The organism is Blautia sp. DFI.9.10 (assembly GCF_024461705.1).
Lineage (GTDB): Bacteria > Bacillota > Clostridia > Lachnospirales > Lachnospiraceae > Blautia_A > Blautia_A fusiformis.
The window spans coordinates 140,368-151,155 of the sequence record NZ_JANGAA010000006.1 but is presented as its reverse complement, the minus strand read 5'-3'; the positions used below and the strand labels follow the sequence as shown (position 1 = coordinate 151,155).

Annotated in this window: 9 protein-coding genes and 7 tRNA genes; 14 read left to right on the top strand and 2 right to left on the bottom strand. The window is 44.9% G+C overall.

Annotation, left to right across the window (positions count from 1 at the left end; genetic code table 11):
* Window positions 1-153: 153 nt before the first annotated feature.
* Window positions 154-226 (top strand) — tRNA-Asn (locus tag NE671_RS05870).
* 197 nt (window positions 227-423) lie between these two features.
* On the opposite strand, the gene NE671_RS05865 is transcribed toward NE671_RS05870, so the two are convergent.
* On the bottom strand, window positions 424-990 hold the full coding sequence (locus NE671_RS05865) for a flavodoxin family protein (RefSeq protein ID WP_015524308.1): 567 nt from the start codon (window positions 988-990) through the stop codon (window positions 424-426).
* Window positions 991-1,281: 291 nt separating this feature from the next.
* Between NE671_RS05865 and NE671_RS05860 the strand changes: the two genes are divergently transcribed.
* The 11 genes from NE671_RS05860 to NE671_RS05810 all read left to right on the top strand — a co-directional run bounded on the left by NE671_RS05860 (window position 1,282) and on the right by NE671_RS05810 (window position 6,055).
* Window positions 1,282-1,353 (top strand) — tRNA-Glu (locus tag NE671_RS05860).
* Window positions 1,354-1,407: 54 nt separating this feature from the next.
* Window positions 1,408-1,480 (top strand) — tRNA-Thr (locus tag NE671_RS05855).
* A 4-nt stretch (window positions 1,481-1,484) separates the two neighbouring features.
* A tRNA-Ile gene (locus tag NE671_RS05850) sits at window positions 1,485-1,558 on the top strand.
* Between the two features lie 24 nt (window positions 1,559-1,582).
* Window positions 1,583-1,656, top strand: a tRNA-Asp gene (locus tag NE671_RS05845).
* A gap of 9 nt (window positions 1,657-1,665) precedes the next feature.
* Window positions 1,666-1,738: transfer RNA gene (locus tag NE671_RS05840), tRNA-Val, on the top strand.
* A 24-nt stretch (window positions 1,739-1,762) separates the two neighbouring features.
* Window positions 1,763-1,846: transfer RNA gene (locus NE671_RS05835), tRNA-Leu, on the top strand.
* A gap of 216 nt (window positions 1,847-2,062) precedes the next feature.
* A complete protein-coding gene (locus tag NE671_RS05830) occupies window positions 2,063-2,815 on the top strand; it encodes a tRNA threonylcarbamoyladenosine dehydratase (RefSeq protein WP_059086183.1) in 753 nt (250 codons plus the stop codon).
* 157 nt (window positions 2,816-2,972) lie between these two features.
* On the top strand, window positions 2,973-4,016 hold the full coding sequence (gene hydE, locus NE671_RS05825; protein WP_015527487.1) for a [FeFe] hydrogenase H-cluster radical SAM maturase HydE: 1,044 nt from the start codon (window positions 2,973-2,975) through the stop codon (window positions 4,014-4,016).
* 146 nt (window positions 4,017-4,162) lie between these two features.
* Window positions 4,163-4,747, top strand: coding sequence for a TetR/AcrR family transcriptional regulator (locus NE671_RS05820; protein WP_114002081.1), 585 nt, complete (start codon window positions 4,163-4,165; stop codon window positions 4,745-4,747).
* A gap of 77 nt (window positions 4,748-4,824) precedes the next feature.
* On the top strand, window positions 4,825-5,235 hold the full coding sequence (locus NE671_RS05815) for a metal-dependent transcriptional regulator (RefSeq protein WP_021650250.1): 411 nt from the start codon (window positions 4,825-4,827) through the stop codon (window positions 5,233-5,235).
* A gap of 88 nt (window positions 5,236-5,323) precedes the next feature.
* Window positions 5,324-6,055 (top strand): histidine phosphatase family protein, encoded by a 732-nt coding sequence (locus NE671_RS05810; protein ID WP_256163767.1) that lies wholly within the window; start codon window positions 5,324-5,326, stop codon window positions 6,053-6,055.
* Between the two features lie 384 nt (window positions 6,056-6,439).
* On the opposite strand, the gene NE671_RS05805 is transcribed toward NE671_RS05810, so the two are convergent.
* The gene (locus NE671_RS05805) at window positions 6,440-8,152 is read right to left on the bottom strand and encodes an ABC-ATPase domain-containing protein (RefSeq protein WP_256163766.1); all 1,713 of its coding nucleotides are present in this window, start codon (window positions 8,150-8,152) and stop codon (window positions 6,440-6,442) included.
* A gap of 261 nt (window positions 8,153-8,413) precedes the next feature.
* Here NE671_RS05805 and NE671_RS05800 point away from each other — a divergent pair, with 261 nt between their 5' ends.
* Both NE671_RS05800 and NE671_RS05795 read left to right on the top strand, forming a co-directional pair.
* The gene (locus NE671_RS05800; RefSeq protein WP_022427054.1) at window positions 8,414-9,808 is read left to right on the top strand and encodes an aminopeptidase; all 1,395 of its coding nucleotides are present in this window, start codon (window positions 8,414-8,416) and stop codon (window positions 9,806-9,808) included.
* A 270-nt stretch (window positions 9,809-10,078) separates the two neighbouring features.
* Window positions 10,079-10,786, top strand: coding sequence for an ABC transporter ATP-binding protein (locus tag NE671_RS05795; protein ID WP_118608647.1), 708 nt, complete (start codon window positions 10,079-10,081; stop codon window positions 10,784-10,786).
* Window positions 10,787-10,788: the final 2 nt, after the last annotated feature.

The window sequence follows — 10,788 nt, the reverse complement described above, 5'->3', positions numbered from 1 at the left end:
GAAGTGTGGTAACACATGGAGCTGACTGTTACTAATCGGGTGAGGGCTTGACCAAGAAACGCAGGTTAAGAATTGATTCAAAGAGTTTGATTAACGATCAACAGGCATGTATGTAGTTTTTAAGGTACAAACCTTAATTAAATATTTAAGTAATCCTCCTTAGCTCAGTCGGTAGAGCATGCGGCTGTTAACCGCAGTGTCGTTGGTTCGAGTCCAACAGGGGGAGTTTTTTTTGTTTCCTGTAAATGTAAAGTTTATGGGATTTTTTTATGCTTGATCTGTGACAGGATAAGGATGTAAAAACGTGCAGATATAAATAAGATACATTTATATCTGCACGTTTATTTTTGTAACTACAAATAGAAATATTGACTGTTAGAGATAATCAATAAATTTATAAAGCTATGACAAAGAAATTCTGGCTTATCGAATGAAATTAGTCATGATTTTCTGCTCTGTCTCCGGAGCGTCGATACCGGCCTTTTTACCGGCTTCAATACATTTTAACAGCCATGCCATGTTATTGCCTAACGTACGCATGATCTGGAGGCCTTCAGCGTCTTTTCTGACGTCATCCGGGGTATTGCCGTGAACCATTGTCCAGTAGTTTCCGGACACGACAGGCATCTGATGATAGGTAAAGTATTTGATCAGAACATCCAGAGTAGCAGTAGTACCGGCACGTCTTGCGGAAGCAACAGCTGCGGCAGGCTTGTGGATCATATCCTTTCCGGCCTTGGAAGCGAATTTATCCATGAATTCGATGATCTGTCCGGAAGGAGAAGCCCAGTAAACCGGAGAACCAACAATAAGGGCGTCAGCCTCTTTCATAATGGCAGCTGCGGCAGCAACGTTTTCCTGAGAAGGATCCCCGGCCTGGAAGATTTCTGCCCCCACACCGTTCTTCTTTAAGGTTTCTGCGATCTCTGTAAGAGCTGTATAAGTGCAGCCTTCTTTGCGAGGACTGCCGTTGAGTAATAAAACTTTCATTATTGTCATCCTTTCATATGATTTTTTAAGTCATCATACTTTCAATTATATACAGAGAAAAAATAATGTCAATGTTTGAAAAAAACAGAAAAAATTTTTCCGGGTAGGGTTTGAGAAAGGAAATACAAACCCTTGGAAAGCCCATTTTATAAGGCTTTTCGGCCTGTTTTCCGGCTTTGTAAAAAAAATTGAAATTTTTCAAAAAAAAGCTTGCAATTATAAAAAAGGTATGGTATTATTTAACTCGTCGCTGAGGGAAATACAAAACAGCGAAACATAAAAAAGAAATATGGCTCCATGGTCAAGCGGTTAAGACACCGCCCTTTCACGGCGGTAACAGGGGTTCAAATCCCCTTGGAGTCACTTAAAACTAAACTGGATATTCATTGACTCGATTCAACATTTGGTGTTTAATACGCCGATGTGGCTCAATTGGCAGAGCAGCTGATTTGTAATCAGCAGGTTATCGGTTCGAGTCCGATCATCGGCTTTTTGGACCTTTAGCTCAGTTGGTTAGAGCAACCGGCTCATAACCGGTCGGTCCTGGGTTCGAGTCCCCGAAGGTCCATTTTAAAAGTTTTATATTTTGTATGGCCCAGTGGCTCAGTTGGTTAGAGCGCCGCCCTGTCACGGCGGAGGTCGAGAGTTCGAGTCTCTTCTGGGTCGTTCATATTTGGGGTCTTAGCTCAGCTGGGAGAGCATCTGCCTTACAAGCAGAGGGTCATAGGTTCGAGCCCTATAGGCCCCATTTTTGAACAAATTAATTGAATATGCGGGTATGGTGGAATAGGCAGACACAAGAGACTTAAAATCTCTCGGGGGCAACTCCGTGCCGGTTCAAGTCCGGCTACCCGCAGTATCAGTAAGATTCCTTTTTCAGGGATCTTTTTTTGTATCATAAAATTTATTGATGAAAACGGGAAAATATTCCTAGCTTATTGGTAGGGATATTGACAAGGCTATTTTCCCATGATAGAATCCTGACAGTTGTAAAACAAATCGGACAGATATAAAAAATATATCCGTTGTCAGTATAAATATACATGGAAAGAATATAAGGAGAAGTCAGAAAATGCTGAATCAGTTTTCAAGAACAGAATTATTAATCGGAAAAGAAGGAATGGAAAAGCTGAAAAATTCCAGAGTCGCAGTATTCGGAATTGGCGGTGTTGGCGGATATACGGTGGAAGCACTGGTCAGAAGTGGCGTAGGTACCCTGGATCTCATTGATGATGATAAAGTATGTCTCACCAATATCAATCGCCAGATTTACGCAACAAGAAAGACCGTAGGGAAATATAAAGTTGACGTGGCCAGAGAACGTATTCTTGAAATTAATCCGGATGCAGTTGTAAATATCCACAAAACATTTTATGTGCCGGAGACAGCGGATTCCTTTGATTTTTCCCAGTATGATTATGTAGTCGATGCAATCGACACTGTAACCGGAAAGCTGATGCTCGTAGAGCAGGCAAAGGCTTCAGGAACACCGATCATCAGCTCTATGGGGGCCGGAAATAAGATGGATCCAACAGGTTTTATAGTGACAGATATTTATAAAACGTCCGTCTGTCCCCTTGCAAAGGTCATGCGCCGTGAACTGAAAAAAAGAGGAATCAAAAAACTGAAGGTGGTTTACTCACAGGAGAAGCCAATGACTCCAATTGATGATATGGCGATCAGCTGCAAGTCTCATTGCATCTGTCCTCCGGGAACAGAAAGAAAATGTACTCAGAGACGTCAGGTACCGGGAAGTAATGCCTTTGTGCCTTCCGTAGTGGGACTGATCATTGCCGGTGAGGTTGTAAAGGATCTTATTAAATAAAAATTGGATCATTCTGTGTTACTGAGAACGGAATGAACAGTAACCATTCTGTAAGAACAGATATTGCATGTATACTTATATTGTGCAATATCTGTTTTTTGTGATAAAATATTTTTTACAGATAGTTTTGTAAATAAAAGAGAAGGACAGATAAAGTATGGGGATCGTTGAAAAATTTATAAAAGAAGGACAGCTGACAAAGGAAGAATATCCGGAACTTCTGCACTTATACCAGGATCCGGATGCGGTTCGTCTGCTTCGGGAAGAGGCTGTCCGTATACAGAAAAAATATTTTGGAAATAAAATATATACAAGAGGTCTGATAGAATTTACCAATTACTGCAGAAATGACTGCTATTACTGCGGGATCCGCCGTTCTAACAGGAATGCCAGCCGTTACCGCCTTACGAAGGAGGAAATCCTGCAGTGCTGCGAGAATGGCTATGAGCTGGGATTTCGGACATTTGTGCTCCAGGGAGGGGAAGACCCATGGTTTAATGATGACCGGATGGTTGACATCATCCGGTCCATCAAACAGGGATATCCGGACTGTGCGATCACGCTGTCCATTGGGGAGAAATCAAAAGAAAGCTATCAGAGATTTAAAGATGCCGGAGCAGACCGCTATTTACTCCGTCATGAGACGGCCAGTGAGGAACATTATCGTTATCTTCATCCGGAGAGTTTAAGTCTTACAAACCGTAAACAGTGTCTTTATACCCTGAAGGAACTGGGATATCAGATAGGTGCCGGATTTATGGTAGGTGCGCCGGGACAGACGCTGGAGTATCTGGCGGAAGACCTTGTTTTTCTTAAAGACCTGAATCCGCATATGGTGGGGATCGGACCATTTGTCCCGCACCATGATACGAAATTTGCAGAGGAACCGGCAGGAAGTGTGGATCTGACACTGTTTCTGCTGTCTGTCATCCGGATCCTGCTTCCACAGGTACTTCTTCCGGCAACCACAGCACTGGGGACCCTGGACCCCAGAGGCAGGGAAAAGGGTTTTCAGGCGGGTGCAAATGTAGTAATGCCCAATCTTTCTCCGGTGAAGAACCGTAAACAGTATGAGCTTTATGATAACAAGATCTGTACAGGCGAGGAAGCAGCAGAGTGCAGAGGGTGCCTTACCAGACGTGTGGAGTCTGTAGGCTATGAAATCGTTACAGACCGTGGAGATTCCCCGATGACAGATTGACACGGGGTACAAAATACTTTCTTTTTTCAGCGATTTAAGGTAAAATATCAGTAAGATCAGATTGCTAAAAAATTAACAGCTGGTCAGAAATAAGCGGAATTTTCCTGCAAAGCGGAATGCAGGAAAAATGATGGAGTGCGTAAAATATGGAAAAATCAGAAAATGCTGTGCGGAGCAGACTTCTGGAAGCGGGGAAGGAAGAATTCAGAGACAGGGGATTTCTGAAGGCTTCTCTTCGTGCGATCTGCAAAAAAGCAGATGTGACTACGGGAGCGCTATATTTCTTTTTTGAAAGTAAAGCAGCTCTTTTTGAAGAAATCGTGGAAGAGACGGTAGAGGATCTGAAGCGGATCATGGGAGACTTTACGGATCAGGAAAAACAACTGCATCCGGAAGAATATGACAGGATACTTATGGAATTTATCTGGGAAAACAGGGACATCGCAAAAATCCTCATAGATGGAGCTGAAGGTACCAGATATGTGAATTTCCGTGAGGATGCCTGTACGAAAATGGAGCAGATCCTTAATGAACGTTTTCAAAAGGAATGTGGACAAGAAGTTGATCACGAGCTGGTACATATCCTGGTACAGATGAAATTTCAGGGATATTGTGAACTGCTCCGGGGAAACTGCTCCAGGGAAAAACTCCTGGAAATTTCTAGAATTCTGCAGATATGTTCCAGCCAGTGCCTTCTGGCAATTGAGGCAGAACTAAACAGAAAGCATTAAAAACCATTGCTCATTCTCCTAAAGTATGTTATGATTAACTTGGTTAGTTTTAACAAACCGAGGGAGGTGTAAATAACGTGAGATCAAATGAATCATCTGAAGATTATTTGGAAACGATCCTGATCCTTGGAAACAGGAGTTCTCTTGTAAGAGCTGTGGATATCGCGGCAGAGATGGGCTTTAAGAAACCGAGTGTCAGTGTTGCCATGAAGAATCTTCGCCAGAAAAATCTCATCACAGTAGCCGACAACGGAGATATCCGTCTAACAGAGGACGGACATAAGATTGCCGATAAGGTATATGAACGTCATCAGCTGATCTCTTCCTGGCTGATGATACTGGGAGTCCAGGAAAAAACAGCGATTCATGATGCCTGCAGGATCGAGCACATAATCAGTGAGGAGAGCTTTCAGGCATTGAAAAAGGCAGTTTATGAGCTGAGGGAGCAGCAGGCTGTGCTCCATGGAGAAACCGCGGATCAGGTTTGATTCCTGCAGCAGAAGCTATCAGGAATTGACAACTGAAAAAATAAGAATATAATGGAAATCCAGGTTATGAAATGGAGGATACCAAAAGATGAAATTACTTTTTATACGACATGGAGACCCGGATTACACAATAGATTCCCTGACCGAAAAGGGCTGGAAGGAAGCGGAATTTCTTTCTGAAAAGATCGCAGCTCTTGATGTCAGGGATTTTTATGTTTCTCCGCTTGGAAGAGCAAAGGATACCGCATCCTGCACACTGAAGAAAAACGGAAGAACAGCTACAGAATGCAAGTGGCTGAGAGAATTCGACGTAAAGATCAGAAGACCGGATCTTCATGGGGAAAAGATCATTCCCTGGGACTGGCTTCCCCAGGACTGGACGAAGATCGAAAATTTCTACAGCTTTGACCGCTGGTGGGATAATGACATCCTGCGAGAGGGAAAAATGAAAGAAGAGTATGACTGGGTCACACAGAATTTTGAAAAAGTTCTGGCAGAGCATGGCTATGTGCGGGAAGGACATTATTACAGAGCAGAAAAAGCCAATGAAGATACGCTTGTGTTTTTCTGCCATTTCGGTGTAAGCTGTGTACTCATCAGCTATCTTCTCAGTATCTCTCCGCTGGTGATGCTGCAGAATTTCTGTGCGGCGCCGTCATCGGTGAGCACCATTGTTACAGAGGAGAGGCGAAAAGGGATCGCGTCCTTCCGTATGAGCTCTTTTGGAGACATTTCTCATTTGTATGCGCATCAGGAGCCGCCGGCTTTTGCTGCCAGATTCTGTGAGACATATGATAACAAAGAGCAGAGACACGACTAAAAAGCGAAAGAAACGGCTGTAATATTTCGGCTTTTTTCGGAAGACCATGGTAAATAATGATCAGCAGGATTATTTTGGAAAATGATTAGACTTCGTTAATAAATTTTATAAATTTATTAGAAATTGTACAAATTTCTCTCACATTTATCCTGTATGATATAAACATCTTAAGAGAACAGAAGCTCTTAAGAAAAACTCTTTCCTTTCCCTAAAATATGTATGAAGATAAACCACCGTTCCATTGGCAAGACAGAGCCGACAGGACGGTGGTTTTGCATTGCAGAAAAAAACTGCCGAATGACAGAGGAGATAAAGATTTCCAATGTTTATCGGCAGCGTTTTTTGGTTGTCTGAGATTTATTGGATATACAGCTTCAGGCACAGCTACGGCCTGCGATAGCGGTTAAAGCAGGAATATATTTCCTGGATCCTGGGCATGGCATAACCGCATGGAATATAAGAGCCTTCCGAGAAGAAGGACAATCCCTGCCTTTTCAGCTGAGTATCCAGATAAGTGATGATCTCCGGCAGAGTACGTTTTCCGTCAATGAGATGTTCGCAGGCATATTTCAGAAGCAACGCCAGGGATGCAGTTTGCTCGGAGTCGATCAGCTGCTCCACATAGCGGAGATCCACTTCGGTTTTTCCAAGAGAAAAGCCATCTTTGCCGTGAACCTTGGTTTTCAGTCTTTCCGGCTGTCCGGGACGGCTGTGGCGGGATGGAGTCACTTTGGCCTTGGTCATGATGCGATGGCTTCCCGGAAGGCGGAATGCAGGGGCCTCAATGTCTGAGAGAGGATATTCCTGACAGAGCTTTTTGGTGACTGCTGTGATGTCCACCGGATGATAATTATCCATCTGGATCACAGTATCCGCAATATGGAAAAAAGCTCCGGAGCTTCCGGCAACCAGGATAGTGGAGATCCCTGCCTTTTCATAGAGATCCCGCGCACGTTCCAGAAATGGAGTGATGGGCTCCTTTTCCCGGCAGATCACCCGCTGCATGAAGGAATCACGGACCATAAAGTTGGTGGCAGAGGTATCCTCGTCAAGGAGAAAGACTTTACTTCCTGCTTCCATACTTTCCACGATACCGGCAGCCTGTGAAGTACTGCCGCTGGCATCCTCTGTAGAAAAGCAGAGGGTGTCTTTTTTATTTGGAAGATCGTTGATAAAAAGAGAAATGTCCACATCTTTGATAAAACGGCCGTCCTCAGAGCGAAGCTTCTGGGCAGAAGGATCAGTAATGACATACTCCCGGCCATCGCCGGAAATGTGATCGTAAATTCCCAGCTCCAGTGCGTTAAGTAAGGTGGATTTGCCATGGTAGCCGCCACCTACGATCAAGGTGATGCCGCAGGGAATGCCCATGCCTGTGATGGGTCCTCTGTGGGGCAGCTCCATGGAAACCCTCAGGCTTTCCGGAGAAACAAAAGGAACAGAGTTTTTCATCGGGCGTGAAGAGATGCCGCTTTCCCTGGGGAGGATAGCGCCGTCACTGACAAAGGCAGCCAGAGAACGTTTTTTCAGCTCCTGACGGATAAATGCCTGATCTTCGGCAAGGCAGATGGCTTTTCTCAGCGCTTCCGGGTCAAGATTCCGGTAAAAAAAAGCCTTGTGAACACAGACCGGAAGAAAATCGAAGAGGATTTTTTCCAGTTCGGGAGAGTTGATGGTTCTGCCATTGGCCGGGAAACCGATGAAAAAACGGGCAGTGATGCCTTTTTCCGTTATTTCACAGGCGGTACGTGCAAGAACCTCCTGACCACAGTGGCTTACTGAGATCAGGCCGCTTTTTCCGGAGCCCTTTGCACGGAAGGTATAACGGTTTACCTGCTGTTCAAACTGGCGGTTCAGAAAGTCTCCCAGTGTGATGCGGGTCAGGGAATCCTTATAATATTCTGCCGGAAATCCGGTGTCTCGGTGGGAAAGCTTCACACTGATGTGAGAGGGAGAGGCAAAAGGATCCCCCTGTACGTGGTCAATGGACAAAATATAACGGTCAAACTGGTATGCACCCCGCAGAGACTTGTATGCAGGATAGCTTTTGCGGTTGATGCTGTGAAGAAGCTCTTTTAGCTGAGCAGATGCTTGCATGTTGTTTCCTCCTTTGCCCTGTTGGAGCATACAGGTAAAGTCTACGGTGAAACAGAAAGCTTTCCGTGTGTGAGATACCTGAAAATTTTGGATACAGGGCCAATTCTTAAGAACTACTATAACGAATCATAAAGATTTTGTAAAGAATGGGAATTGCGGTGGAAATTCGTAAATGTTTGACCTATAATAGTAGACAGATTGCAGATAATATGATGAGAAACGGCAGCTGCCGGAAGCTATAAAGAAAGGTGGACCACTAAAATGGAAAGAAGAAATGCGTGGCTTTCTTATAAGGAAGCAGAAGAGACAGAAATGGAGAAGCTTGCGAAGGCTTACAGAGAATTTTTGGATAAAGGAAAAACAGAACGTGAATGTGTTGCAGAAATCGTGAAGGAAGCAGAGGCTGCCGGATATGAATCTCTTGAGTCGAAGCTTGAAAAAGGCGAGAAGATCAAGGCCGGTGACAAGGTTTATGCGGTAGGGATGAAGAAGATCGTTGCTCTGTTTCATGTAGGAACGGAAGAGCTTTCAGGAGGTATGAGCATTCTCTGTGCACATATCGACTCTCCGCGACTGGATGTCAAGCAGAATCCTCTGTATGAGGATACGGATCTGGCTTATCTGGATACGCATTATTATGGTGGCGTAAAGAAATACCAGTGGGTGACACTGCCTCTTGCCATGCATGGTGTTGTTGCAAAGAAGGACGGAAGCATTGTGGAGATCAGCATTGGTGAGGATGCGGAAGATCCGGTACTTTACATCACAGATCTTCTGATCCATCTTTCCGGAAAACAGCTCCAGAAAAAGGCAGCAGAGGTTATTGAGGGTGAGATGCTGGATATCCTGATCGGCAGCAGACCTCTTGCAGAGCTTCCGGATGATTCCAAAAAGGATGCGGTAAAACAGAATGTGCTGAAGATTTTAAATGAGAAGTATGGTATTGAGGAAGAGGACTTTCTTTCAGCAGAGCTGGAGATCGTTCCGGCAGGAAAGGCAAGAGACTGTGGACTTGACCGCAGCATGATCGCAGCATATGGACAGGATGACCGTGTATGCGCTTACACATCCCTTGCGGCAATGCTGGAGATGGAGGAGACACCGAAGCGTACCGGCTGCTGTCTCCTTGTAGATAAGGAAGAGATCGGAAGCGTTGGTGCCACAGGCATGCAGTCCAGATTTTTTGAGAACAGTGTGGCAGAGCTTCTGGACGGAATGGGCTGCTATTCCGAGCTTGCATTAAGAAGAGCTCTCCGTAATTCCAGCATGCTTTCTTCTGATGTAAGTGCCGGCTATGATCCGGCCTATGGTGAAGCTTTTGAGAAAAAGAATGCAGCATATCTTGGACGCGGTATCGTTCTTAACAAGTTCACCGGAGCAAGAGGAAAATCCGGTTCCAACGATGCCAATGCAGAGTACGTTGCAAGAGTTCGCAGGATTTTTGATGATCACAATGTTGCTTTCCAGACAGCAGAGCTTGGAAAGGTTGATTTTGGCGGAGGCGGAACCATCGCTTATATTGCGGCACTTTACGGAATGGAGGTTATCGACAGTGGCGTGGCAGTGCTGAGTATGCATGCTCCGTGGGAGGTTACCAGCAAGGCGGATGTATATGAGGCATACAAGGCATATAAGGCGTTTTTACTTGATGCATAAACAGATGTATAAATGTGTGTCAGTTTTGAAGACATTCAGGTAATCTTTTCGTTACAGATCAATGAGCGGGGTTTTCCCGGAAATGACAGAGCAGTCTGCCTGCTGCTGTTTTGGCTTGGAGCGTTCCGACGAGAAACAGCAGTATCCCCTGCAGACTTCGCTCTGTATTTTTAACCTGATCAGGGAAGCTCTCTGTTTCAATGGCAAAAAGCAATAAGCAGAGGAGGGGCTTGCCTGGGACTGATTTACTTTACAAGGAGTAATTTTATTATGGAAGATGCATTGGTACGGGTAGTAGATCTGTGCAAGGTTTACAATCCCGGAGAAAATGAGGTGCGGGCGCTGGATCATGTGGACCTGGAGATCCATAAGGGTGAATTTGTGGCTATTATCGGACAGTCCGGTTCCGGAAAATCCACCTTTATGAACATGCTGGGCTGTCTGGATGTCCCCACCTCCGGGAAATATTATCTGAATGGAACAGATGTATCCACAATGAAGGATAATGATCTCTCGGTGGTACGAAATAAGGAGATCGGTTTTATCTTTCAGGGCTTTAATCTGATCGCAAATCTTACGGCGCTGGAAAACGTGGAGCTTCCTCTGATCTATCGTGGGATCGACCGGAAAACAAGAAGAAAGCTTGCTGTGGAATCTCTTAAAAAAGTTGGACTTGAAAAACGTATGGACCATAAGCCAAACGAAATGTCAGGGGGACAGCAGCAGCGTGTGGCTATTGCCAGAGCTATCGCAGCCAGGCCGCCGGTGATCCTGGCAGATGAACCAACGGGAAATCTGGACTCTGCATCCAGCAGGGAAATTATGGAAATCCTGAAGGGAATGCACAGATCAGGAGAAACCTTGATCCTGATCACTCATGATAATGGGATCGCGGCTCAGGCCAGACGTGTGGTCCGGATCATGGATGGAAAAATTGAATCAGATACGATCAATGAGGAATTTGTCGAGGAGGCTTAAGA